Raw genomic sequence first — 25,806 nt, forward strand, 5'->3', positions numbered from 1 at the left:
AACAATAAAATAACTGTTATAATTAGAATCAAGATAAATAGTGACTTTCTATTTTTAATAACGAGATATTTAATACCTTCCTCCTTTATTTTCTAAGGATACTTAAAAATCACCCTATCTTTGCCACTTTCATTATATGATTGAGATATTTTAATCTTTTCATTTTCATTACCTGCCCATTCTGGAAAATCCATTTTCATACTCGGATCAATACGGTCAACATCGAAAAAAATCGCTTTATCTTCTTTACTAAAATGAAAGCTAACAATATCCAAGTCTTTATCATCGAAATAACCGAGTAAATAACTCAACAGATTAATAAAGTCCACTGAAGATTCGTTACGACTTAGATCTCCACTTTCATTTACAATAGGAAATTGGCTATAATAAAAATTAGAATAAACATCTAACATATCAGTTGCTTGAGCTATTTTATAACCGTCATGCCATGTATTCAAACATATAATTAACGACAATAACACTCCCCAACCCGTAACTCTGGATATATATCTATGAGTGATACCCGCCCCATCATGAAATTTATACTTACCAGTCAGTAAACTACTATTACAGCTCTGTATATCTTTAGCCATGAAATGCAGTGGATCTTTATTTCGTATAACTCGCCAATTGACATTTTTAACATCACAATCATTCATGATATTAACTAGGGTAGATGAATACCAAAATGAATATATTTTCTCAAACAGTTCATCGCTAACTAGAAAACCTGACACCTCATTATTTCTTACTATCCATTCCTCATCTAGCTTAACTGCACTCCACTCACCGTTAATAAATGGTAAAATTAAAACATCAGGTATTAAACTTTCAATAATTACACCGTTTGTTCTTAACAAATATAACCATAACTCCATCAATTCATGTTCAACAATAGCAACATACAGAAATTCCTCATCATATTTTAAGATACTAACATGAAACTTATCTATATCATCTGCGATAGACTTTTCTATGGCAAATGAAATGGACCTAATACTTCTTATAACTTTGACATTGGTTATTGTAAGTTTACGGAAAATTATTTTTCTTGAAGACACCAATACTTTTACCGAATTTTTTAAATATATATTAAGTTTATTTATTTCTGATATACTGCTCAATATACCATATTTGATTTCATCATCATTCTTTGCATCCACTCGCCAATAGACAGGATCATATTCTGTATTCCCTAACCTAATTGTAAGCAAGTCATGCCTCCTCAAGGATATAATCCTTTACTCATATAGCTTCGAGATAGAACAGTAATATCGTCTCGAGTAATGAGCAAATCACTCACCAACTGATAATGACCATAGTCATCTGCCCATAATAACAATCGTGAATAGTGCCTATCCGATAAAAATACAGATATTATAATATTCTGTAAAATTTTCATATCGTCCTTTGATATTGATGAGCTGTTATGAATAAAGTTATACAAAGATAAATTACTTTTCCAACCATCATCAGGTCTTGATGATATTAAATTTTCAATATCTTTTTCGCTAATAATATTCAACAGCATGGCCCTAACAAATTTAACGTGTCGTATGTCCAAGCTATTAATATTAATTAAAAGCTCATCATCCTTACGATGGCATAGCATAGGCACTACCTTTGAATATATATCATCATTATGTGAGGATAGATAATATATTATATTCTCCTTACTTAATTGACTTGTCTCCAACGAGAAATCATTACTTTCTTTAATTAAAGAAACACGTTCAATGATGAAAGTAATAATGTCTTTTGTTTTTTTTTCACTTACGCCACTGGCTAATAACAATTTATTAAAAACCTGCCAATGATAACTTTCGATAAGCGTCTTGTTACCCGTTAAACTCAGTGGTAAAGAGTTGGTATTAAAACAGTTGGTATCATCTACCATTTTTATTCTATACTCTTTATCATTTAACTTCATGACATCAGATAAATTAAACAACCGTAACAACCTATTATAATAATATTTTTTTGATAAATCTTTAACTGCACTCTTTAAAAAAACATGTTCAACTGCCAACAGTGGCCATTTACTTTCATGTTTACGCCTATATATTTCAGAGAAATATTTAACATCCAATAAGTAATTATGTGATATATAAACCAGTGAGTTCATTAAGAAAATGATAGAAAGAACAAAAAACAAGGCCATGCCATACTGTTTCATTTTTCTCCTTATAATTCAATGGAATAATCACCCTCCGTAATAACCCGTAATTTTTTAACTTAATTATCACCTCTACAGCCTGGGGTATAACATCGCCACCACGCCACTCATTAAGCCACTTTCCATTATAATATACTCGCATATTGAACTCATTAACGCCATCCAGTAATATTGAAACCTTCTCTTTATCTGGTTTTAACCTTTCTGATTTTACATAAACAACTCTCTCTAATGTTTTATTTTTAAATCTATAACTGATAGTTTCAGTCTGGGATTGGGATATAAAATCAATAATATTTTTTTTACGATTAAGTAGATAAACATTAACACCCTCATTTATCTTATCACTCCCTAAATAAATAGGATGACTTTCTTTGTTCTGACTCTCTGTCTTTTGATAGTATTTCGTAACATGAGTAATGTCTTGTTCAATAGTATCGATCACTTCTAATATTTTTCTTGTTTCATGTGTTTTATTTTTAATCGTAGCACTGCTTTTCGTTACAATCAAAAGGGACTGGTAGACAGTAAGACTCATCAATGTAAATATGATAATAGCCAGTAAAGCCTCTAATAGAGTAAAACCATAGGAAAAACGACTAACCATCGATAACCCTATATCCCATAAGTGAAGAACATGGCGGAACGTCCCCCTCATACTCACGAACTTCAATTATGATTATACCGATCTTTTCATTATGGGATATAGCCTCTTTCGACTGCCAATACCACTGTCGGTTAGCCATACTTTCCCGCCCTTTCAACCATTCTCCTGACTGTCTAACTCCATTAATTTTCATTTCAGTTAGAATGTTATCTGCCCCCCAATAACATATCATTTTTTTATCCAAGTTTCTGACCATTATTAATTGCTCATTAACAACATACATAATACTAATCCCGGAGACGGCGAATATAGCCAAAGCAACCATCACCTCTAACAGAGTAAATCCAGTGTATTTTCGCAAAGAAAACCTATTTATAATTAAAAGTTAATATAAATTACCAATTACCTATATCATCAGCCGTTTCCATAGTCCTATCTGGGCCTGCTGAATACAGATCAATTTGACTATGCTTGCCTGGATTAACCATTAGATAGTCATTTCCCCACGGATCTTTTGGTAAACGCCTAATATATCCATGAGGAGGATAGTCCCTTGGAACCGGTAATACTGTAGGCTTTGACACCAAAGCCTTGATTCCTTGTATCTCTAATGGGTAATGTCCATTATCTAGTTTATACATATCCAATGCATTCTCTATAGCAGCGATATCACTTAATACCTTTTGTTGATCAGCTCTATTTTTATTAGACATTAGACTAGGTATGGTCAAGCTGGCAAGAAGACCCAATATGACTATAACAACCATAATTTCTAACAAAGTAAATCCATGCTCAAGTTTAGCAGTCATAATCCCTCTAAAAATCATATAATTAAATTATTAATTTCTATTATTGGCTGAATTATTGCCAGAATAATAAAAAATATAAAGGACGCCATGAATAATATTATTACAGGTTCTAATAGGGCAATGAAAAAATTAATCCTCACAGTTAATTCATCTTCTTGAATCAGAGATACTCTTTCTAACATTGAATTCAATTTCCCACTACGCTCCCCTGAAGTAATCATATGCACGATCATAGGAGATAAAACTCTACAGCGTTCTAAAGAAAAGGAAAGACTGCATCCCTCGCAGACCAATCGGGTAGAGATAAGTAATTTTTCTTTAAGATAATAATTACTTATCAATGCACTGCTCACATTCATTGATTTTACTAAAGGCACCCCATTAGAAATAAGGATACTTAGAGTTCTTAAATAACGAGACATATTTAAAGCAAGGCTGAGCCTACCTAAAATTGGTAATTTTAAATAATATCGATGCCAAAGATAACTCACTTCACTTACTCTAAATGCACGATTAATACCAACACCAAAAGAAAAAAAAGTTATTGAGGCTGCAAGGAGATTTTCCTTCACAGTATAACTTATTAATATTAGCACTCTGGTGGACAAAGGTAATTCTTCTTCTGAAGATACGAACTGCTCGATTATATTAGGCACAACAAAAGCAAGTAGTGTTATAGAAACAATTATTGACATTAAAATTAGAATGACTGGGTAAATGAGTGCCTGAGTTACTTTCCTCTGTAATTGCTGTTTCTGCTCAATATAATCAGCTAATTGAGAAAGTGCTATGCCTAAATGGCCTGATAACTCCCCGGCTGTAATCAACGATTTGTAGATTGGGCTGAATATAGCAGGGAATTGCGACAATGCGTCTGAGAAAGCATACCCCTCAATGATTTTCTTTCTTACTTCACAAACTACTTTAGTCAATTTACTGTTAGGGTTCTGCTTTACGATGACATCCATCACTTCATCTAAAGGCATACTAGCACTGACTAATGTAGCCATTTGTCTCGTTATAAGTACCAAGCCCTCTTTGTTGACGGATTTATTAAATTTTAAAATTGAATTGTCAGAATAAAGCTTTATTTTTATAATACATAGTTTCTTTTTATAAAGTAGACATCTTGCTATTCGTATATTTTCAGCCTCAACATTACCGTTTACCTCCATACCTTTATTATCTATTGCTATATATTTAAATACTGCCATTTTCGTCCTCTAAACTAATCCTTATCACCTCTTCAATTGTCGTTAACCCAGCAATAACCTTATTTACGCCATCTTGCTGGATACTGCGTATAGATTCTTGTGCTAAATTAGCCAGTTCTATCTCGCCGCATCCTTTATAAATACCCTCTCGAAGATTTTTATTGATAATAAGGAGTTCATGTAAAGCAATTCGCCCCTGATAACCTGTTAAATTACATTTATTACAACCGGAGGCTCGGTATCCCGAAACCGTCAGACCTCCTTCTCGGATAACGTTCAAACGTTGTAGTTCATCTGACGTAAATACATATTCTTGTCGACACGCTATACATAATTTCCGCACTAACCGCTGTGATAAAACCGCCAGTAATGAACTTGATAACATAAATGGCTCTACATTCATGTCTTTGAGTCTGGTTACTGCACCTATCGCACTATTCGCATGTAGCGTTGACAATACCAGATGCCCCGTAAGTGAAGCTTGTACCGCTATTTGGGCGGTTTCTACATCCCTTATCTCTCCTATAAGCACGACATCAGGATCTTGCCGCAACATCGCTCTCAAACAGCGTGCAAATGTCATATCTATTTTTGAATTGACTTGTGTCTGAGATATACCTGCTATATCGAACTCTATGGGATCCTCTACAGTCATAATATTTCTTTCATTCGAGTCAATTCCCATTAAAGCTGCGTATAAGGTAGTACTTTTTCCCGCACCAGTAGGGCCGACAACCAGAATAATCCCGTGAGGGCGAATAACTAGCTCCTTCATGGCAGTACAATTGGCAAGAGACATACCTAAAGAGTGTAAATCCAACTTGATACTATTCTTATCTAATAAGCGCATAACAACACGCTCTCCATGATTTGACGGCAAAACTGAAACTCGCACATCTAAAGTTCTGTTGACTAAATTAAGTGTAATACGACCATCCTGCGGAATACGTTTTTCTGCAATATCTAGCTTTGCCATCACCTTAATTCGTGAAACCAATAATAGCGCCACCTGATGCTGCAACTCTAATATCTTTTTTAATACACCATCGATCCTAAACCTTATAATCATTTTTTTATCAAAAGATTCCATATGGATATCTGATGCCAGCTCTCTAATTGCTTCGATCAGTATAGTGTTAATCAACTTAATTACAGGTGCTTCATTATCTGTGCTCAGCAAGTCCTGCTGGGCAGATATCTCGCCCGCGAAAGAGTAAAGATCAATATCATCATGTATAGAATTTATAATTTGGTATGACTGCGCAGCACTCTTTTGATATAAAAAAATAAGATTATTATTAAACTCATCATCGCTAACTAATTTTAATTCAATAGGATATTGGCCAACCCTATTACCTTCAAGTATAGCATCCAGAGAAGTGGAATGGCGGCAGAGTAGTTGACATCCTCGCTCCATCGGAAGTAACACAATACCATTGTCTCTTGCCCAGTCAAATGTCAGGGGTAATGCAATATCGTTATACTTTTCATCGTTCATAATCCCATCTCGGCGTATAAAAATCAGTTATATCCTTGCTAAGTTCAGTTAGAGCATCATAGTTTACACCCATATCATAATTTAATGCCGTATTAATTAATTTCATATCATCCGCTATAGAATACTCTTTATTATTACTTACGTTATATTCCGAATATTTACCAGAGGTTACCAGACTATAGTCATCTACCTCTCTTAAAATCGTAGGCTTAATAAATAGAATAAGATTGCTTCTTTCAACTTTTTCTTTAGTTTGCCTGAAAAGACCACCAATCAAGGGAATATCGCCTAAAAATGGAACTTTATTTATTATTCTATTGGTTTTTTTATCTAATAATCCACCAACGACAACAGTTTCCCCACTTCTTACTAGCACGGCATTATTTACCACTCGTTTATTAAAAACAGAACCTAAGTTATTGGTATTGGTATCTGTGCTATCAGCAACACTTGATACCTCCTGCCTAATCTCAAGCAAGACTGAATCACCCTGATTTATCTGTGGTTTTACCTTTAGCATTACACCTACAGGTTGTCTTGATATCGAGTTATATACCTTATCTGTCGCCGTTGTTTGCGTTGATGTCAGTACCGGAACCTCTTGACCTACGTTAAATTCAGCCTCCATATTGTCAAGAGTAACAATACTCGGTGTAGCAAGAATATTATTATTTGAATTAGTTGCTAATGCGCTAAATAGGCCATCCCAGTTTCCTTTATAGAAACCTGCCGTTAATCCGGCAATCATCATTGGTATCCCCTTTTCACTGCTACTGGCTGTAGCCCCAGAATTCTTGATAAAATTGACACCACCTAAGAATTTGTTAGCCCATTGAATACCAAGATTAAGCCCTTCTCCATTTTGAGTTTCAACAATAATAGCTTCAACCAATACTTGAGCACGCCGAACATCTAACTTATCGATGACTTGGCTCAGTTCTTTCATTAGCCCTGGCGCTGCGGTAATAACCAGTGCATTCGTTTGTTCATGTGCCCTTATTGTAAATCCCCCCGCCCTCTGCTTATTTGTTAACTTGTCTCTTTTCTCGCCTTGGAATCCCTGACTAATGCCATTAAGTACATCCACTAACTTTGATGCCTGAGCATACTTCATATAGATGACGTTGGTATTTCCATAACTATTCTGCTGTTGATCAAGTTGCTTCATCAACTGAATGGCTTTTTTCCTAATATGAATATCACCACTCACCAATATTGAGTTAGTTCTTTCGTCGGCAATTGCTTTACCAAGACTATACTGTTCTTGCTTTGTAGAATGCATTGGATTGATTACTTCATTAACCAATTTAATAACATCAGTGGCGACGGCATAATTTAGTTTGTATAACTCAATATCACTATCATCTCGTTGATCAAACATCTTAATTATTGAATATAAACGGTTTACCACTGCGGCACGACCTGTTATTAATATAACATTAGAAGATTCATAATAAATAATACCACCTGGTTCTCCACTGTCATTCAATTGGCGTAAAAGTGGTGCGATCTTCTTTGATGATATATATTTAAGTTGAATAACTCTATTTATTAGCTCATCACTGCGTGGTTCGCCATCTTCTTTTGGTTTCGTGATTACTGATCCTTTCGCACGTTTTACTGGTATTACTTTCAATATATTATGTGGCATTTCAACCACTGCATAACCATAAACATCAAGTACATTGAGGAAGAACTGATAGTATTTCTCCTCATCCAATAACTCATAACTTCGAACACTAACCACCCCCTGAACATGAGGGTCTATGATAATGGTCTTATTAGTATTTTTGCTTACCGTATTAATAAAATCTTTTATATCTGCATCTCGAAATGAAACAGAGAACTCAGCACACTTTATCCCCATTGAAAAAATAAATGTTAATACAACCACGTTAAGTTTTAATAAAAACATACTATAGCCCTTATTATTGGATATTTAGTGAATAGTATGACCCATCCCTCTCTATAATAACCTGACCGGATAATATCCTAACTATTTTAGTCGTATCCTCGTCAAAAACATCGTGGGTATAATATGTTTCATGCTCTCCATTCACATCCAAAATAGCCATAGACTTGATCTCTTCACTATGACTAATTGTCCCTAATAGCCTTATTCCACCCGTGTAGTCACCTGGAGTTACTCGATTAAAATTATCATTTTTTTTAACTTGTTTTTTTAGTAAACATTCCGAATTTTTTTATTTTTTCAACAGCGAAAACTATCTCGCTCTTCTCTTCAGCACTTTCTACATTGCCATCATATAATACAGGAAGTACAAATTCATCTTTAACCAGCAATCCTTTCAACCCAGCCCCTACATTATATATGACAATAAAAATAATTAGCCATTCAATCAAATACTTTATATTAAAAATAAAGAAACGAAAGAGCGTTATGGATATATCTCTTGATAAATACAACACTCTTTCCTCTCAAAAATAGTCAGGAAAAATCAAAAAAAGCGAACAATAAAATATGGCACACTAGACATACCCTGCAAATCGCTCATTTGTATTATTTGACATTACTGTCCGCAATATTCCAGAGTCTAACCTTAGTCCGTATCTATTTATTGTTTTTATAATTCCATCTGGAATGCCTGAGTTTTTCAAATGCACCCTAAACTTATGAATTAGCTGATGATAGTTATTATCAGAGATGCTTTTATGATTTTCGTACCACACAACCTTTATGATGTCCTGCTTTCTATTTACATCATTGAATAAGCACATAACCAATCTTTTTTGCTTTTCATTAATATCGATCGTCAACTTTTGTGTATGAAAGTGAATTTTGTTCATACAGCAGTCTAAGGACATCTCTTTTTCATAATCAATAACACCCTTCCCATTGATATCAATAAATTTACTACCAGAGACAACAGAGACTGTATCAACATACATATATGAGACCTCAACAATATTCATCCGATTTATAATACTAATCACAATAAAGAAGTGATAAGGGAACAAGTGATTATTATTGTTTTTACTTAATGAATAAAACAAATTAAATTATATATTTTAATTATATTTAATGGTTAAATAGCCTTTTAATTTAAATTTTGCACTGGTGTTTCAATGAGATACCCAAAGATAATATCGATATCAAGATAACAAACTTTAAATAACCATACAAACATACAATATATTAGTGATGAAATAATACTTAAAAAAATGTTATTATAATTTATAATGCTTAAGTAAATTCTATTCATTTGAAAAACAACAAATAATCAGTTTTAATAAAGTACAATAATAACAAAAAAACTCAAGCGATAAATATTATTTAGTGGCGGAAAATATAATATTCAAACCTAATGCAAAACAATAACATTTATATGTCGTTAGCTTTACAATTAATCATATTACTCACTTATTGCTTTATCAGAGTTATATTCCAAACTACTATATTTAAGAGGTTCTTATCAGTCACCTTGGTAGTTCAATGTCCGCATTATCATGCGTTTTGACTTAAACTATCTAATCACAATTTTTAATTATCACCAACACTCAGGAACAAACAAAAAAAATAACAAGATACATAGAATAACTTCGCAACTGAAAATATCCCTACTTTCCCCCTTGAAATACATCAAGGGGGAAAGTAGGGTTTATTATATAAGGAAATCTACTTTTCCACCGTTTAAGTTATACATGCTCCCGACTATCTTAACCTTGCCTTCTTTTTCTAATTCACTGATTACTTTGCTATTTTTTCGTATATCATCAATTGTGTTTTGCACATTATTTATCGCTACGGCATCAACATACTTCCCATTTTTACTACTTTTCTCCCCTCAAATTGAGTCGCGTCGATAGCTGGTTTAATTTTATGCAGTAGGCCGGTGAGATTCCCAAGTTCAACGTTATCTATCGCGCCCTTTATCGCACCACAAGCTGTATGACCCATGACTAAAATGACTTTTGCCCCCGCTGCCGCGCAAGCAAATTCCAGGCTCCCCAATAAATCATCATTTGCGATGTTACCAGCAATCCTGGCATTAAATGTTTCACCAATCCCGGTATCCAGAACAATCTCTGCCGGCGCTCTGGAGTCAATGCAGCTCAATATTACTGCCGTAGGGAATTGCCCTTCAGCACTGGCCCGCTTTTGTGCCAGATAGTCGTGCTGTTGCATTTTTCCTGAGATAAAACGCTTATTTCCTTCTTTTAACCCTTCGATTATCTGATCTGGCGTCAATTTATCTCGTTCTTCTCGAGTCATTGCTGCTGCATAGGTTATTTGAGGTAACCCGAGTCCAACCCCTCCAATAACACCAGCTACTGTAATGCCCAGCGCCGCTTTTAGGACAGCACGACGTCCATTTGGGTGGTCGTTATTTGAACAGCAATCCGTTAATTTACTCATGCTTTCTCCAGATGTTATTAATATAGCAATTGATACTGCCTATTTAGTGAACAGCCTTTTAAAAGTAGTATAAATAACATGCCTTATCCGGATAGTGATAACGTAATTGCTAAAATTAAACATCCTGCCCCAGCCTTTTGATACAAGGTTACCCCGCACGACTGAGATCTTCGTGATGTTCTCTCATCCACAGCGCCAATGAATCGAGTGTCGCTCGTAACGTTTTGCCCAGCGCCGTAACTTCATACTCAACGCGCGGGGGCACTTCTGCATAAACCTTGCGATACACCAAACCACGCCGTTCAAACGCACGTAATTGGCGAGTTAGCTCTTTTTGAGTGATAGGGGCGATAGCACGTTGCAGCTCACCGAACCGAATGGGGGCATCTGTAACAATCAAGCGATAGAGGATTGGAATCGCCCACTTGCCAGCAATAAGCTCAACAAATTGCACCATTGGACATTTCTCTTCGGGCAATAAAGTCGCTGGTGACGATAAATTTTTAAGAAGGGAGGGCTGATGGACTGTCATTGCTTTCCTGTTGCATCATTAGTATCAAATTGGAACCTACTATACTTTAGATACTTTTGTATTAAAAATGGTCTTCCATTTCTATCAATAGGAAGGCTGGCAATGAATCGTTTGAAGAATAAATATGCATTAATTACCGGAGGAACCAGCGGTATAGGATTGGAAACTGCCCGCCAGTTTATCGCTGAAGGTGCTACCGTGGCGATTACCGGCAGAAATGCCTCGGCCTTGCAAGTTGCTCAAGACGTACTCGGGGGGCACGTTTTGCTGCTTAACAGTGACGCCAGTAATATCACCGATCAATATCAGTTAGCTGCCACACTCTCAACCCAATGGCCACGTCTGGATATCGTCTATATTAACGCAGGTGATGTTACTCACCATTCAATAGAAGACTGGGATGAAGCGAGCGTTGACCGCGTGCTGGCAACCAATCTGAGAGGCCCTTTCTTCCTCTTGCAATCATTGTTACCGCTATTAGCCAATCCCTCCTCCGTAATTCTTTGTGGCTCCGCCAGTGTCCATATCGGTTTGCCTCAAAGTAGTGTCTATGCGGCCAGCAAAGCGGGTTTACTCTCTCTTGCTCGTACCTTATCGGGGGAATGGGCTGAGAAAGGGATACGTGTGAACGGGCTAAGCCCTGGCCGACCCAAACACCTGCGCTGCAAAAACTTGGACTATCGGGTAGCGAACACGAAAAATTAGTTGAGCAAATTCGCCAACTGGTGCCGATTAAACGGATGGGAACGCCTACTGAGCTGGCACATGCAGCCGTTTTTCTAGCCTCAGATGAGTCCAGTTTTGTCGTCGGAACAGAATTGCGGGTCGATGGTGGGGTCAGTAGCTTATAAATGTATTAGCCCGCGGCTCAACATAGTGTTTTCAATATACGTTGTTTTCAATATAAATAAGGGAAAGAGGGGGAACCGCGATACACCGACGCAATAAGAGCAGCAATACTCAGTCGGTTTCCGATAGATTTATCATCTGAATCGGGTTGGCCGGAGCGAAAAACCAACCCGATTAATGCGCTAAGAGACATGTAAAAAGCGATCTAACTGCCTGCGTAACTGGTCATTCTCTTTCTTTAAGTGTTCAATCTGATCCAGTAAAGTCAGCGCCATTGCAACACCAGACCAGTCTAGGTCCAGCTCATTTTGTAGCCGCTGAGCGCGTTGCAGACAATGTAATGCATCAGCATCAAAAATCCACCATGTAGCGCCAGAGTCTAGTGGCACGATAACCCCCAGCCCGACCACCTCAACAAGCTCATCTTCTAATATCCCCGTGGACTGGCATAACTCAGTCACGGTGTAAGTGATTTCTACTTCAGCCATAATCTGTTACTCCCATCCAGTCCGTGGGTTGAATGATACTTGCTCGGACAGTTGCCCCCAGAGTTCACGCGTTTTCTCATCCGGCTTCGGCGGCATCACAATTTTAAGAATTGCGTACAGATCGCCGGTTCCTTTTTTGCTGACCAGCCCTTTGCCTTTGATGCGTAATTTCTGACCACTTTGGCTACCTGCCGGAATGGTTAAGGTGATTTTCCCGCTCAGGGTTGGCATCTCGATACTGCCCCCTAACGCCGCTTCCCACGGGGCTAACGGCACCACTAATTGCAAATTCGACCCATCAACATCAAATAGTGGGTGCGGTGCAATGCGGATAATCAAGAACAGATCGCCATTGGCTCCACCACCCAATCCCGGAGCACCCTGCCCTTTGAGCCGAATACGTTCGCCATCCCCCACTCCGGCTGGAATTTTCACTTTGAGGGTCTTGGCTGTTTCGGCCCCTGGACGGCCTGCTGCGTCGTAACTCGGTATCTTGTAAGAGATTGAACGAGTCTGCTCGGTTAGCGTTTCTTCTAAAAAGATTGGCAGTTCCATCTCAAGATCCTGCCCGCGAACACCACGAGATTGTCGAGTTGAATGATTCGCAGCCGATCCACGGTTGGCAAAGAAGGATTCAAAGAAATCTGAGAAGTCGTGAGTATCGCCACTCGCACTGTGCCACTGCTGGCCACCGGGGTTATAAGCGGCTTGTTGCTGAGAAAAACGAGGGTCGTTACGATGCAGTCTGAGCTCATCATATTCTGCACGCCGCTCGGTATCTTTCAATACTTCATAAGCCTCGGCAACTTCCTTAAACTTGTTTTCGGCATCAACTTCCGAGCTGACATCTGGGTGATATTTACGTGCCAAGCGGCGATAAGCCGTCTTGATTTCTTTCAAAGAGGCGGTTGGCTCCACGTCCATAACGGCATAGTAATCTTTAAATTCCATGCGGCAATATCCTTAATTTCAATGTGCTATAAGGTATAAGATATCCCCATTTGTCTTATATAAAACCCATTTATACCTATTTCTCTTTTTGCGCGTCGTAAGCTGCACAAACCTAACTGTAAACTATAGCGGTAACTGCCTCTTTATGAGGGACATATTCATTACTTTCGCTACTACTATTACAGTGTTACAAATCATACAATTGATCAGTCGACTTATTCGCGGCAGGCATTACTCTCTTCTGATTGATTTGTTTTACCGAGGAACGCACCACCAGCTTCCCCTGCAATAAAGTATTGCTGAATGGCGCATCAGGGCGTAATAAACGCCGCTGCAATAGCTGAATAGCTTCCGCACCTAACTCATCACGGGGAACATGCACGGCTGTCAGTGGAACATCATGAATTTCTGCCAGATTAAAACCATCCATACTCATCACTGATACCCTATCAGGTACGTTAATATTCAATTTATTCAATGCGTTTACTGCACCGACTGCCATATAATCGCCACCGGCTAAAATCGCCGTGGGTAACAGGTTTTTATCCTCGCAAGCCGTGAAGAATTGGGTGATTGCCTGTTCTGACTCTTCAGCGCCAAAGGTATTAGTGATGGCCAGATGTTGGCTATCATCAAAACTCATATTATGGCTAGCAAATGCCTCTTTAATCCCCACCACCCGCAGTTCCATAGTGTTACGACGCAGGCACTGTAAGGTCAAAATCCGCCGATGCCCTTGCTGAATCAGGTAGTTGGCAGAAAACTCACCGATCAACTGATGGTCGGGCGAAACGCTATCTAATGACATCTCATTATCACGGCAATTGATTAATACCGATGGCTTATTCACTCCAGCGGCTAACGCATGGATTCGTGGATCATCAATGCCCACAATGATCGCAGCCTCAGTTTGCGGATTAGTTATTTTTTCTAAAAACAGTGCGATATCACTGTGAGTTTCCGACAAACCGCAGTACCGAACCATCACTTCATGTTGGCTCACTGCCTGCGTAATCCCTTGTATTACCTTGTAATAAAAAATATCGGTTCGTACATCAAAAGCCCTATGGGGAGCGAACACCATAATGTTATTTAGCATCAACCGCCCGCGGGATAAGTTCTGCAAAATCCCCTGCGCCTGTGCATAAGCCATAACTTGCTGTTTGGCTTTCACGCTGGTATTCGCTTTACCCGCTAAAACGCGTGAAACAGTGCTAATTGAAAGACCGGTTTGATTGGCTATTTCTTGTATTTTTAGCTTTCCATTCATTTTGTGATCTCTCTCAAATTAGCAAATGAAAAAATTTTCATTGTTACTGAATGGCCTATTCAGACGGTTTCTGAATATAAATGATGAAATATTATCCGCCTTATGAAAATTTTTTCAAAAAAACGCGTATTAAAGCCAATTTAAGCTAGTTACCTTGTTTTGGTAAACCAATTTTAAAAACTTATCAGTCCAGTTAATGTAGATTAAAATATAAAAATTAAATAATTTCAATTAGTTGATATTTTTATAGCCGTTTTATTGTGAAGGGAGTCACATTAAAACTCAGCGTAATCTTAATAACTGAAAATAGATCATACCAAAACAATATGTTAGTCCGTTTAATTTGTTACCGACTAACACCAGGAGGCTTGGATGAGTGTTGAGATTAATCAATCGGCTAAAGTTGTCGGGCGACGCAAAATAAAATCATTACGTTGGTGGATGCTGGCGCTATTTTTACTTGGGGTGACCGTTAACTATATTACCCGCAACTCACTGGGTATTCTGGCTCCTGAGCTAAAAACCAGCCTCAACATGACCACCGAGCAATATTCATGGATTGTTGCCTCCTTTCAGCTAGCTTACACCGTGTTCCAACCCCTCTGTGGCTGGTTGATCGATGTCATTGGCTTAAAAATGGGGTTCCTGATTTGTGCCAGTATTTGGGCTGTGGTGTGCATGATGCACGCCGGAGCGGGCACCTGGTTCCAATTAGCGGTATTGCGCTTCTTTATGGGGAGCGCCGAAGCCGCCGCAACCCCCGCTAACGCCAAAGCGATTTCTGACTGGTTCCCGAAAAAAGAACGGCCAATAGCTGCTGGCTGGGCAGGGGTCGGCTTCTCTATCGGTGCCATGCTGGCCCCACCGATTATCGTACTTGCACATGTGGCCCTCGGCTGGCAAGGGGCATTTTTATTCTCCGGCGCGCTGGCGATGATTTGGGTTCTGCTGTGGTGGCGTTTTTATCACTCTCCGGATACTCACCCTAATCTGAGTAAAGAGGAGTTTGAACTAATTCATCAGGACAATGAGCCAGTATTGCCACGGCTACCGTTCCTTAAATCATTAGCTATTCTCAGTAAAAACAAGAAATTCTACGGCATTGCTATTCCTGCATTTCTGGCGGAACCCGCCTGGGCGGTGTTTAGCTTCTGGGTTCCTCTCTATTTAGCGACCGAACGCGGCATGGACTTAAAACAAATCGCCATGTTTGCCTGGTTGCCCTTCCTGGCGGCGGATATCGGCAGCGTTGCCAGTGGCTACTTAACCAAACTTTATCAAAAATGGTTTGGTTGCAGCCGCACCAACTCGGTGGTGGCCAGTTCAGTCACCGGTGCCTTTATGATGGTTTCACTCGCGTTCGTCGCCATCACCCAAAACCCTTATCTGGCTATTGCCCTTATCTCTATTGGTGGCTTCGGACATCAGGTTATCTCTTGCATGTTAAGTGCATTAGTCGTTGATTCATTTGATAAAAATCAGGTAGCAACCGTCAATGGACTACGCGGTTCCTCCGCCTGGATTGCCAGCTTCCTGTTTACTTTATTAATTGGTGCCGTGTCCGACACCATCGGCTTTAACCCGCTGTTTATCGCGATGGGCTTCTTCGATTTGATTGGTGCTGTATTCCTGATTGCCCTGTTCGCTGAACGCCGTAACAAGTCCCAACCAGCGACTTAATGCTATTAACCCGGCGACAGTACACTGGTGCTGTTGCCAGAACAAAAGATGAGCTGTGATGAAAACATTAAAAAACTGGAAGTTAATCAATAAATACCCCGACCATTTGGAACTGCTGGTCGATGACCGACATATATTTTGTCTATATGTATTAGAGCCAAACCTCTGCCGGGTATTGATTAAAAAAGAGGGTAAGCTGGCACTGAACCGCACCTGGAGCATCGCACCAGAGGGTGATGTTCCGTGGTCTGGCCGTGATCGCCTGAGTTTGGCTGGCTTCTCTGTGCCGGGTTATCAACTAGAGCAGCACGAAAGCCGGTTGATAGTGACCACTAACAGTCTGCGAGTCACCATTCACCAGCCGTTATATTTAGAATGGGAATATAAAAATCAGCAAGGCGAATGGCAACCACTGGCAGCGGATAGACCAACCAGTGCTTATCTACTCAGCCCGCAAGGAGAAGCGATTGCTCACTATCAGCGCCGTTATCCCAATGAGCAATACTATGGATTAGGTGAAAAAGCCGGCGATCTTAACCGCGCTGGCCGTCGCTTTGAAATGCGTAATTTAGATGCGATGGGCTATAACGCCGCCAGCACCGATCCACTTTACAAGCATATTCCGTTTACCATCACCCGCCGTAATGATGTCAGTTTTGGCCTGTTTTATGACAATCTCAGCAGTTGCTGGTTAGACCTGGGCAATGAGATCGATAACTACCATCTGGCCTATCGCCGCTATCAGGCCGAAGCTGGCGATCTCGATTACTATATGTTCCTCGGCCCGAAAGTGCTGGATGTCACCAAAACCTTTGTTCGCCTGACCGGAAAAACCCAATTTGGCCCCAAATGGAGCCTCGGTTACAGCGGTTCCACCATGCATTACACCGATGCTCCTGATGCGCAGGTACAACTGCAAAAGTTCATTACTTTATGCCAACAGCATGATATTCCATGTGATTCGTTCCAGCTTTCGTCTGGTTATACCTCGATCAACAATAAGCGTTATGTCTTTAACTGGAACTACGACAAGGTGCCGCAGCCGAAAGTGATGAGTCAGGCATTCCTGCAAGCCGGTATCAAGTTGGCCGCCAATATCAAACCTTGTCTATTGCAAGACCACCCTAAGTATCAAGAAGTTGCCAAGCGCGAACTCTTTATCCGCGATGGTGAAAGCGGGCTACCCGAACGCTCTTCATTCTGGGATGACGAAGGCTCTCACCTTGATTTTACCAACCCGGACACCGTGGATTGGTGGCAGGAGAATGTCACCAAACAATTGCTGGAAATGGGGATTGGTTCAACCTGGAATGACAATAACGAATATGAAGTGTGGGATGGCGAAGCGCGTTGTCATGGGTTTGGTGAATCCATTGCCATCAAACACATCAGACCGGTGATGCCTTTGCTGATGATGCGCGCCTCAATGGAAGCTCAACAGGCATTCGCACCAGAAATACGCCCATATCTGATATCTCGTTCCGGTTGTGCCGGAATGCAGCGCTACGCCCAAACCTGGAGTGGCGATAACCGCACCAGTTGGCAAACCTTGCGCTATAACATCCGCATGGGGCTGGGCATGAGCCTGTCTGGGTTATACAACTTGGGTCATGATGTCGGTGGTTTTTCCGGAGATAAACCTGAAGCCGAGCTGTTTATTCGCTGGGTACAAAACGGCGTAATGCATCCACGCTTTACCATCCACTCATGGAATGACGATAACACCGTCAATGAGCCGTGGATGTATCCGGCTGCCACTCCGATGATCCGCGATGCGATGGCGCTGCGCTATCGTCTGCTGCCCTATTTTTATACACTGCAATGGCAGGCTAGCCATGACGATGAACCGATGTTACGCCCAACATTCCTCGATCATGAGCATGATAGCAACACGTTTAAAGAAAATGATGACTTTATGTTAGGTCGTGACTTACTGGTCGCCAGTGTGGTGGAGTCTGGGCAACGTCTACGTGAGGTTTACTTACCAGATAATCACGTCGGCTGGTACTGCTTCCACACCGGGCAGTGGTACAGCGGTGGGCAGACAATCACCTTAGATGCGCCGCTGGAGCGGTTGCCTCTGCTGGTGCGCGCGGGTGCGGCACTACCACTGTCACGCCGTATCGCTTTCGTGAATGCAGAGCAAGATACCCAACGCGAACTGGCGCTTTATCCCACCAAAGGAGGCGGCCAATCCAGCGGGATGCTATTTGAAGATGATGGTGAGAGCCACCGTTGGCAGCAAGGGGGCGCATTGTGGTTGAGCTGGCAAGTGACGACCGATAATCACCGCATTGATATCACTTTTGAACGCACGGGAAGCTATCAACCCGCATGGCATGAGTTGGCGATTAACTTGCCACAACATGAACATCGCGAGTTATACATCAATGGCGTTGCCAGTGATAAATTGCAGATAAATCAAATTAGTTAATGCAATGAGCGGTGACCAAATGTAGCGTCAATAATCCAGAGCGGGTGCAATTCCTGAACCCGCTTATTTTTCACATGGTTTATTTTCACATGATAATACTGACGATTTAGCGCAAGAGTTTTAATGCGCCTGTTAATGAACGCACCCACTTCTCCGGCCCAACCAATCCCAAACCATCGAGTTGTTCATCAGCCAGGGAACGTAGCGGAAATACCGCTTCATAAGCCTGAAAACTGTGCATCGAGCGTGCAAATGCAGGGAAAGGCACAATCGCCCGCTCATGAGTGGCCGCTAAAGCTTTCAGCAATACGTCTCTCATCTGCGCAGCATTCGCCTGCAAAATAGGTACTGGTAATTTTGAGCTAACATCAATTTCATTACCCCCCGAGTCAGACAATACCGTCCCCGCTAATTGCGGAAATTTTGCTGCTAAACCAATCCCTACAGCACTGCTGGTATTGGCAATTAAGCCAACAGGAAGCTCAGGATTAACGATAATTGCAATCCGTATTTGTTCTGCCATAGCCATACCCTTTTGCTATAAATAATGTGCAAAAGATCATATCCCGCCCTTGACGGTAAGTGCTTTCTTTTATCAGCATCATTCCGCTAGTATAGGTAAAACATACCCAGAATAAATGTGTGATGGCCGTGCTTATCATTAACTGACTTAAAATGGTCTGCATCCACCAGCATCAAATTACCTGATTTTTGGGTTAAATATTCCATACGTCTGCTTCGACAAACTTCAGAACGGCGATGAACTGGTGCTCAGTGAATCGGATCTTACGCATGGCACTCTCCTCCGGGAACATATTCTGTATGTCGGAGAACGCTAAAAGTGAATGGTTCTTTTTAGCGGGATACTTACAGATACAGCGGGTATCATCACCAGCTTTCAGGGGTAAAGTTAAGCAGTGCTATTACGGGATCTTGCATCGCTGTTTTCGGTACACTTCGTGGATCATGTCCAGCATATCAGCCAATGACTGTGTTATCGGGGCCGCTCTCACCTGGATCAAACTCCCTGCGGCCGATAAGTAGTGTAGGCGCTTCTGACGCAGCCTACACTATTGACGTTGTCCGCCGCCAGCAGACCAGGAACCCGGTGACCTGTAGAGGATTACGCATCTGCGGCGAAATGGGGGATACCTGCTAGCCCTTTTTTAACATTAACGCAGGATCAGAGGTTTCATGCAGACGCTGCCAGAGCAGTCCGCTGTCCGTGAGACTGAACACGGCCGTAGAATGTCGCAAGGTGGCGAGCTGCCCCGGCAGAATTTGCTTCTCGCTGTAGCTGATGACCGCGCCTTCAGACCATTTAGCCACAGTTTCAATATTGCTTAATTCAATTTTCAGCCCTTTTTTTTCCGCTTTTTGCCCTTGAAAAAAGTGGCTCAGCGCGGCGAAATCCAGCTTGCCACCGCCGACCGTGACCATAGAAAACGTTGGGGAAAAGTGTGCCAGCAAGGCCTGTACGTCTCCTTCCCCTTTCCCCAGCCAGTTCTCAATGGCGACATGGGCGGTAATGACTTCGTTAACGAACGGGTTCATCTTTATTCCTCTTGAGCGTTGAGTTGACGCACGATGGCGCGATTATTGAGACGCAGACACAGTGCGGCGGGTATCAGCGTACTGGCGGCGGCGAGGTAAAAACAGCTCGCGTAAGCACTGGCGGCGGGCTGCATCTCCAACAATTTATTGAGCAGCAGACTCATGATAGCGACCCCCAAACAAAAACTTAACTGGCGATTGATGTTCCACAGCGCGCTGGCCTGTGCGAGTTGCGTATTGTCCACCACCAAAAATGCGCTGCTCTGAGCAGTACTGCTGCATAAACTGCCGCCAAAACCTATCATCGCAAAGGCTGTCAGCAATAAAGAAAACTGCTCCGCACTGTGAATCCGTGCCAGTAGCAATATCCCCAATCCCTGTAGCAGGCAGCCCGCAATCAGCAGCGGACGCGGGCCAAAGCGGTTGAACTGTTTACCGGTAAAGGTGATAGCCAGCAGAGATGCAATCGACCACGGGATCATCAGGCTAACTCAGGAGGGCCGGACTGAGTTAAATACCCGATTTAATGGCCTTATCTTCTTTAGTCATCGTAGGCATTATTATCTAATGAATACACTATAACAAACTAGTGACCCTTCCCTATTTGAGGGTTTGAGAGGGTTAATTTTTCTTTTCAAAAAACAGTGTCACTTTGGCGACTTCGACTCCAAATTTGCGCAATGATGTCTGGTTAAACAGATGTGTCTCGTCCTGACGATATAACCAATCATCAAAATGCAGTTTTATTTTACCGTTATCTGTTTTCACTTCCATATCATAGCGCCAGTTGAAAGCATTACCTGCGGTATAACCATGCGCCACGCCAATGATATCGCCTGCTGTCCCCTGATAACTGCCATCATCGTTTCTGATAATGCGCCAGATGCGGGTCTGATGCTCGCCATCGTCAAACACAAACTTCTCGTTTAACGTCAAGGTGTCACCCACAACACTCCCCTGAATCACAACGTCAAAACGGCGGACCTGCTTATTCTGATAATTCTGTAACATTCCCCAGGCGCGGGTTTCACCGCTGAAGTAGCCGAACAAATCAAAAGCAGGTTTATTGTATTGATAGTCATTGATATCGGCACTGCATCCAGACAGTACAAGCAGGAAAGCCAATAACAGGCTTTTGATATTCATCAGATACCTCCAATCAATTGTTGCCGCAAGGTAGGGTATTGTGTCGCAGGAGACAGCCAGATCGCGAGAAAAGCATCTCGGAAAGCATGGTCGAAACGGCCACCAATCGGCCTGATATATGGGTTCGATGGTGAGCGATAATAGAATTGACCGCCAGTATCATCACCGACAAAAGTGAGTTGGCTGCCAGAGGTTACCGCAGGCCATATAGTGGCTATCTGCTTGAGCCAGCGCTGCTGTTGGGCAGCAGGCACGCTGATGTCCATTGCTTGCCATTGTTCTTGCGTGGCGTTTACTAACTCTTCTATAGTGATAGAACGCTGATAGTTAATACTCAGTGCCTGCGGCCACTCGCCATCCTCATAGCGTCCAGTCGGCGTTCGTAATACCGAAAAATAAATATCAAATGGCCCCCAGCGCAATGTTGCACTGCCTATTGTCGGCCATGTAGCCCAATCGCCAGCCTGTGCTGCAATACTGCTCAGACAAAGAAACAAAGTTAATAGCAGCTTCATTCAATTCTCCTACGTAGTATTGGCCAACTGACCACCGGCAGATAAATAGCCCAACCTAAAGATAAGGTCAGGATCATTATTTCCGGTGCAATTTGCGGTGTCATCGCGTTAAGTTTCCAGCCGATGATATAAGCTAGCGGGCCGGCTACCGCACCTAACAACACCACTGTTTTCACATTCGGCCTAATCCGTCTCAGCAACCAATACAGCCAACTACTGAAAGTGAGCCACAATGCCCACATCCATAGCGGGACACCTGTCTGCCCGGTAAACTTAAATATGTAGAGATAGCACCAGAGCGCATCCATAGTAATACCCAGCAGCGCGGCTGATAGCACCCATATACGCTGTCGTGGTGGCGTCAATATCAGTGCCAGTACGGCTCCTGGCAACAGAAAAGGCATTGCTTGTTCACGCCAAATAATCGCCAGCGTCCAGTAGGCATCGAAACCAAGCGTGATCAACCAAAACCCGATGCCCATTTTCATCGACGTTCAGCACTCAGTTGCACGGTACTGATGGATCGCGCCAGAAAACCGGCTTCGCAATAGCATAAGTAAAATCGCCACTGGCGCTGAAAACGCTCGTCAAATCCCTGATGGTGTAATAAAGGCCAGTTCAGTTCAAAACGCTCACGCCATTCTTGCAACGTACGGGCGTAGTCACGGCCAATATCAAATAAATCACACATAACCAAATCACTGTGACGTGTGAGGGTATCGCACAGCGCGGTGATGGAAGGCAAAAAGCCCCCTGGGAAGACGTAACGCTGTATGAAATCCACATTGCTGCTGTATTGCTGATAACGCTGGTCGGTAATGGTGATCGCCTGTAACACCATTTTGCCTTTAGGTTTGAGTAACTGCTGACAACGCTTTATAAATAGCGGTAAAAAACGTTTGCCCACAGCTTCGATCATTTCGACCGAGACCAGTTTGTCATATTGCCCATTCAGTTCACGGTAATCCTCAAACAGCAAAGTCACACGATCCTCTAGCCCAGCCTGCTGAATACGCTGCTGGGCATATTGGTATTGTTCCTGCGAAATAGTCGTGGTGGTGACACAGCAGCCATACTCCCGCGCCGCAAACTCAGCCAATGCTCCCCACCCGGTGCCAATCTCCAACAGATGGTCTTCCGGTTGCAAATCCAATTGTTGGCATAAGCGACGCATTTTAGCCTGTTGCGCCTGTTCCAGCGTCATCTCCATTTCGCTGTACAGGGCACTGGAGTAAAGCATTTCACTGTCGAGAAACTGCTGATAGAAGCAGTTACCCAGATCATAATGTGCAGCAATATTACGTCGAGCCTGCCGCCGACTATTATCGCGTAGCAGATGTACCAACCGATGCCAAGGGGCGGTCAGCCAGCTTAGACGAGCCTCCAGTTTGTCGACCAATTGCACGTTACTGGCCAGTAATTGGAGCAGACAGGTCAAGTCAGGACTATTCCAATAACCATCAATGTAGCTTTCTCCGCCAGCAATGCTTCCTCCCAACAGTATTCGGCGGTAAACGCGTGGGTCATAAACGTCGATTTCAGCCTGTAGTGGTGCCTGCATATCACCAAACTGGATTTCACCGACACCGGCCTCACGCAACAATAAGCCCCCCCCTTGCAACTTTTGTAACAAAGTAAAAATAATACGGCGTGCGCCTTTATTGTGACCAGAAAAAGACGCACTGTCGTTTAGCGAGTATTCTGAGGAACTCATCGTTCATCCTTGCCGCCGCTGGCGGGGTGAGGGTAAATGGGAGTACGTTTTAGCCATAACTTCAGTGCTTGCCAATAAATGGTCGCAGCCGTTTTCAGTGTCATCAGGGGCAGGTTCCATAATTGTCGGCGCAAAGTTACCCGCGTCAGAGGGTGCCGATAGAGCAGCAATGTCGCGTCGAACTCGCGGCTAACTCGGTGATTTTCGATATGAATACGCAGCCGCTGTGCGGGAGCCGAGAGACGCCAGTGGTAGGTCATGTCCATCGGGTTAAACGGGGATACATGAAAGACCTTGTCGACAGTCGAGATACCCTCGGGATTCACAGCGTAGGTATGTCGTTCATTCCACGGGGTATTACGGACTTCGGCCAATAACCAACACAGTTTGTCATCTTCATTATACAAATAGTAAAAGTTAACTGGATTGAAGTAACAACCGAGATAGCGTAACTGACACAGCAACATGACGCGGCCATTCAGCCTTTCGCCGGTCAATTGTGCGATACGCTCCTGCGCTTTGTGTTTAATATCGCCGCCTCCCAGATAATCACCACGATAAAACGCGGCTGGGGCAAAACGCTCTAATGCAATGCCCACCGCGGGCAATTGCGTCAGTTCATCAAGATCAATCAGCGGCATAAAAATTTGGTAATCAAAGCTGTGTTGGACTGGGCTGAAGCGGCGATGGCGCACATGTCCAACATAAAGGGCGCTATTCATGTGGCGCTCTCCTGCAACAAAACCTGCGTGATATCCAGCGCACTGCGCACCCCATCCTCGTGGAATCCGTTATACCAATAAGCCCCGCAGAACCAAGTATTGTGCTGCCCGTTGATCAGCGAACGCTGCTGTTGTGCCAGTGCCGTCGTCTGATTGAATACCGGGTGGTGGTAACCGAACTGGCGCAGAATAAGCGCAGGTTCAATCGGTTGCTGCGGGTTGAGTGTGACGCAGAAAGTGTGTGGCGCATCCAAGCCTTGCAGAATATTCATGTTGTACGTCACGCTGGCGAGCTGGCTCTCAGCATGATCCTCGCGGGCAGGTAAGCGATAATTCCAACTGGCCCAGGCTCGGCGCTGGCGTGGCAGCAGACGAATATCGGTATGCAGGATGACTTCATTCGCCTGATAACCCAACTGGGATAAAACACGTTGCTCCTGCACGCTGGCATCGGCCAGAAGGCGCAGTGCCTGATCGGCATGACAGGCAAAAATCACCTGATCAAAATGTTGCTGCCCCAAGGGACTATGAACTATTACACCTTGTGCATGACGTTCAACCCGCTGGACGGGCATATTCAGGTGTAGCGTCAAGCAGTCTGCCAACGCGGCCAGTATACGGCGTACATATTCACGTGAACCGCCTGGCACGACAAACCATTGTGGGCGGTTGGTGATGTCTAACAGGCCGTGATGATCGAAAAAACGTAAAAACAGTGCTAACGGAAACTGTCGCATGTCTGTCATTGAAGAAGACCAGATAGCGGCCCCCATTGGTAACAAATAATGCTGGGCAAAATAGTTGGAAAAACTTTCCAGTTGTAGAAAGTCGTCCACAGTTTGAGTCGCAATATCCCCCCCTGCCAGGTTCTTCTTACATTGGCGATTGAAACGCATAATCTCAAACAGGAGGCGATAGAAACGCGGATTCAGCAGGTTACGGCGTTGGGCAAACAGAGTGTTGAGCGTGTGACCATTGTATTCCAGTCCGCTACGCGGGTGTGTAACCGAGAAACTCATCTCCGTCGGTTGGCCACTGATGCCCAGCTCGGCCAACAGAGCAATAAAGTGCGGATAGGTCCGTTCGTTATAAACGATAAATCCGGTATCGATAGCATAACTGCGCCCTTCCAGCGTGACGTCCACGGTCGCAGTATGTCCACCGGGATAATCATTGGCTTCAAACAGTGTAATCTGATGTTTTTCGGCTAACTTCCAGGCACATGTCAACCCAGAAATACCGCTACCGATAATAGCGATTTTCATTGAA

At 42.5% G+C, this 25,806-nt stretch carries 25 protein-coding genes and 3 pseudogenes; 3 read left to right on the forward strand and 25 right to left on the reverse strand.

The genetic code is table 11. The annotated features are described in order from the left end of the window. Nucleotides 1-92 precede the first annotated feature (92 nt). From gspL to YALDO0001_RS09960, 12 genes and pseudogenes are all read right to left on the reverse strand, one after another. Nucleotides 93-1,214, reverse strand: coding sequence for a type II secretion system protein GspL (gene gspL, locus YALDO0001_RS09905; protein ID WP_004702605.1), 1,122 nt, complete (start codon nt 1,212-1,214; stop codon nt 93-95). 11 nt (nt 1,215-1,225) lie between these two features. Continuing rightward, nucleotides 1,226-2,176 (reverse strand): type II secretion system protein GspK, encoded by a 951-nt coding sequence (locus YALDO0001_RS09910; protein WP_082168166.1) that lies wholly within the window; start codon nt 2,174-2,176, stop codon nt 1,226-1,228. Further along, complete coding sequence (gene gspJ, locus YALDO0001_RS09915) at nt 2,097-2,783, reverse strand: type II secretion system minor pseudopilin GspJ (RefSeq protein WP_042839693.1); 687 nt, start codon at nt 2,781-2,783, stop codon at nt 2,097-2,099. Before gspJ ends, YALDO0001_RS09910 begins: the two co-directional genes overlap by 80 nt. Next, nucleotides 2,776-3,144 (reverse strand): type II secretion system minor pseudopilin GspI, encoded by a 369-nt coding sequence (gspI, locus tag YALDO0001_RS22375; RefSeq protein WP_156168286.1) that lies wholly within the window; start codon nt 3,142-3,144, stop codon nt 2,776-2,778. The genes gspJ and gspI overlap by 8 nt, the downstream gene beginning before the upstream one ends. Before the next feature lie 34 nt (nt 3,145-3,178). Beyond that, a complete protein-coding gene (gene gspG, locus YALDO0001_RS09925) occupies nt 3,179-3,592 on the reverse strand; it encodes a type II secretion system major pseudopilin GspG (RefSeq protein WP_042839723.1) in 414 nt (137 codons plus the stop codon). A 14-nt stretch (nt 3,593-3,606) separates the two neighbouring features. Continuing rightward, entirely contained in the window at nt 3,607-4,806 is a 1,200-nt protein-coding gene (locus YALDO0001_RS09930) for a type II secretion system F family protein (protein WP_042839695.1), read from the reverse strand. Beyond that, nucleotides 4,793-6,304: a GspE/PulE family protein gene (locus tag YALDO0001_RS09935; RefSeq protein ID WP_042839697.1), complete on the reverse strand. Its 1,512-nt coding sequence runs from the start codon at nt 6,302-6,304 to the stop codon at nt 4,793-4,795. Before YALDO0001_RS09935 ends, YALDO0001_RS09930 begins: the two co-directional genes overlap by 14 nt. Continuing rightward, entirely contained in the window at nt 6,294-8,219 is a 1,926-nt protein-coding gene (gene gspD / locus YALDO0001_RS09940) for a type II secretion system secretin GspD (RefSeq protein WP_004702618.1), read from the reverse strand. The genes YALDO0001_RS09935 and gspD overlap by 11 nt, the downstream gene beginning before the upstream one ends. A gap of 254 nt (nt 8,220-8,473) precedes the next feature. Continuing rightward, nucleotides 8,474-8,731, reverse strand: coding sequence for a hypothetical protein (locus tag YALDO0001_RS09945; RefSeq protein ID WP_042839698.1), 258 nt, complete (start codon nt 8,729-8,731; stop codon nt 8,474-8,476). A 63-nt stretch (nt 8,732-8,794) separates the two neighbouring features. Then, complete coding sequence (locus YALDO0001_RS09950) at nt 8,795-9,214, reverse strand: winged helix-turn-helix domain-containing protein (protein WP_042546782.1); 420 nt, start codon at nt 9,212-9,214, stop codon at nt 8,795-8,797. Between the two features lie 713 nt (nt 9,215-9,927). Further along, nucleotides 9,928-10,682 (reverse strand): annotated as a pseudogene (locus YALDO0001_RS09955) (carbonic anhydrase). A 148-nt stretch (nt 10,683-10,830) separates the two neighbouring features. After that, a complete protein-coding gene (locus YALDO0001_RS09960; RefSeq protein ID WP_042839699.1) occupies nt 10,831-11,214 on the reverse strand; it encodes a winged helix-turn-helix transcriptional regulator in 384 nt (127 codons plus the stop codon). Nucleotides 11,215-11,316: 102 nt separating this feature from the next. Between YALDO0001_RS09960 and YALDO0001_RS09965 the strand changes: the two are divergent. Further along, nucleotides 11,317-12,065, forward strand: a pseudogene (locus tag YALDO0001_RS09965) (SDR family oxidoreductase). A gap of 180 nt (nt 12,066-12,245) precedes the next feature. On the opposite strand, the gene cbpM reads toward YALDO0001_RS09965, so the two are convergent. From cbpM to YALDO0001_RS09980, 3 genes are all read right to left on the reverse strand, one after another. Next, the gene (gene cbpM / locus YALDO0001_RS09970) at nt 12,246-12,551 is read right to left on the reverse strand and encodes a chaperone modulator CbpM (RefSeq protein WP_004702634.1); all 306 of its coding nucleotides are present in this window, start codon (nt 12,549-12,551) and stop codon (nt 12,246-12,248) included. Between the two features lie 6 nt (nt 12,552-12,557). Continuing rightward, on the reverse strand, nt 12,558-13,502 hold the full coding sequence (cbpA, locus tag YALDO0001_RS09975) for a curved DNA-binding protein (protein ID WP_004702636.1): 945 nt from the start codon (nt 13,500-13,502) through the stop codon (nt 12,558-12,560). Nucleotides 13,503-13,689: 187 nt separating this feature from the next. Continuing rightward, nucleotides 13,690-14,772, reverse strand: a complete 1,083-nt coding sequence (locus YALDO0001_RS09980; RefSeq protein ID WP_004702637.1) for a LacI family DNA-binding transcriptional regulator — start codon at nt 14,770-14,772, stop codon at nt 13,690-13,692. Between the two features lie 372 nt (nt 14,773-15,144). Between YALDO0001_RS09980 and YALDO0001_RS09985 the strand changes: the two genes are divergently transcribed. Continuing rightward, complete coding sequence (locus tag YALDO0001_RS09985; RefSeq protein WP_004702640.1) at nt 15,145-16,452, forward strand: MFS transporter; 1,308 nt, start codon at nt 15,145-15,147, stop codon at nt 16,450-16,452. A gap of 58 nt (nt 16,453-16,510) precedes the next feature. Next, entirely contained in the window at nt 16,511-18,886 is a 2,376-nt protein-coding gene (locus YALDO0001_RS09990) for a glycoside hydrolase family 31 protein (protein WP_004702642.1), read from the forward strand. Between the two features lie 106 nt (nt 18,887-18,992). Here the strand turns inward: YALDO0001_RS09990 and YALDO0001_RS09995 are convergent, their stop codons facing one another. The 10 genes and pseudogenes from YALDO0001_RS09995 to YALDO0001_RS10035 form a co-directional block, all read right to left on the reverse strand. After that, nucleotides 18,993-19,415, reverse strand: coding sequence for a DUF2000 domain-containing protein (locus tag YALDO0001_RS09995; protein WP_004702644.1), 423 nt, complete (start codon nt 19,413-19,415; stop codon nt 18,993-18,995). Nucleotides 19,416-19,495: 80 nt separating this feature from the next. Further along, the gene (locus YALDO0001_RS22380) at nt 19,496-19,615 is read right to left on the reverse strand and encodes a diguanylate cyclase domain-containing protein (RefSeq protein ID WP_004702646.1); all 120 of its coding nucleotides are present in this window, start codon (nt 19,613-19,615) and stop codon (nt 19,496-19,498) included. A 426-nt stretch (nt 19,616-20,041) separates the two neighbouring features. Beyond that, entirely contained in the window at nt 20,042-20,440 is a 399-nt protein-coding gene (locus YALDO0001_RS10000; RefSeq protein ID WP_004702648.1) for a hypothetical protein, read from the reverse strand. Nucleotides 20,441-20,442: 2 nt separating this feature from the next. After that, a pseudogene (locus tag YALDO0001_RS10005) lies at nt 20,443-20,925 on the reverse strand (MFS transporter); the annotation flags it as partial. Between the two features lie 136 nt (nt 20,926-21,061). After that, nucleotides 21,062-21,586, reverse strand: coding sequence for a DUF3833 domain-containing protein (locus YALDO0001_RS10010; RefSeq protein WP_004702650.1), 525 nt, complete (start codon nt 21,584-21,586; stop codon nt 21,062-21,064). Next, entirely contained in the window at nt 21,586-22,101 is a 516-nt protein-coding gene (locus tag YALDO0001_RS10015; RefSeq protein ID WP_042839702.1) for a hypothetical protein, read from the reverse strand. The genes YALDO0001_RS10010 and YALDO0001_RS10015 overlap by 1 nt, the downstream gene beginning before the upstream one ends. Beyond that, nucleotides 22,098-22,589, reverse strand: coding sequence for a DUF2878 domain-containing protein (locus YALDO0001_RS10020; RefSeq protein ID WP_042839704.1), 492 nt, complete (start codon nt 22,587-22,589; stop codon nt 22,098-22,100). The genes YALDO0001_RS10015 and YALDO0001_RS10020 overlap by 4 nt, the downstream gene beginning before the upstream one ends. Next, complete coding sequence (locus YALDO0001_RS10025; protein ID WP_042839706.1) at nt 22,586-23,815, reverse strand: SAM-dependent methyltransferase; 1,230 nt, start codon at nt 23,813-23,815, stop codon at nt 22,586-22,588. The genes YALDO0001_RS10020 and YALDO0001_RS10025 overlap by 4 nt, the downstream gene beginning before the upstream one ends. Beyond that, on the reverse strand, nt 23,812-24,537 hold the full coding sequence (locus tag YALDO0001_RS10030) for a DUF1365 domain-containing protein (RefSeq protein WP_042839707.1): 726 nt from the start codon (nt 24,535-24,537) through the stop codon (nt 23,812-23,814). The genes YALDO0001_RS10025 and YALDO0001_RS10030 overlap by 4 nt, the downstream gene beginning before the upstream one ends. Continuing rightward, entirely contained in the window at nt 24,534-25,802 is a 1,269-nt protein-coding gene (locus YALDO0001_RS10035) for an NAD(P)/FAD-dependent oxidoreductase (protein ID WP_004702658.1), read from the reverse strand. The genes YALDO0001_RS10030 and YALDO0001_RS10035 overlap by 4 nt, the downstream gene beginning before the upstream one ends. Nucleotides 25,803-25,806: the final 4 nt, after the last annotated feature.

Source organism: Yersinia aldovae ATCC 35236 (assembly GCF_000173735.1).
Classification (GTDB): Bacteria; Pseudomonadota; Gammaproteobacteria; order Enterobacterales; family Enterobacteriaceae; genus Yersinia; species Yersinia aldovae.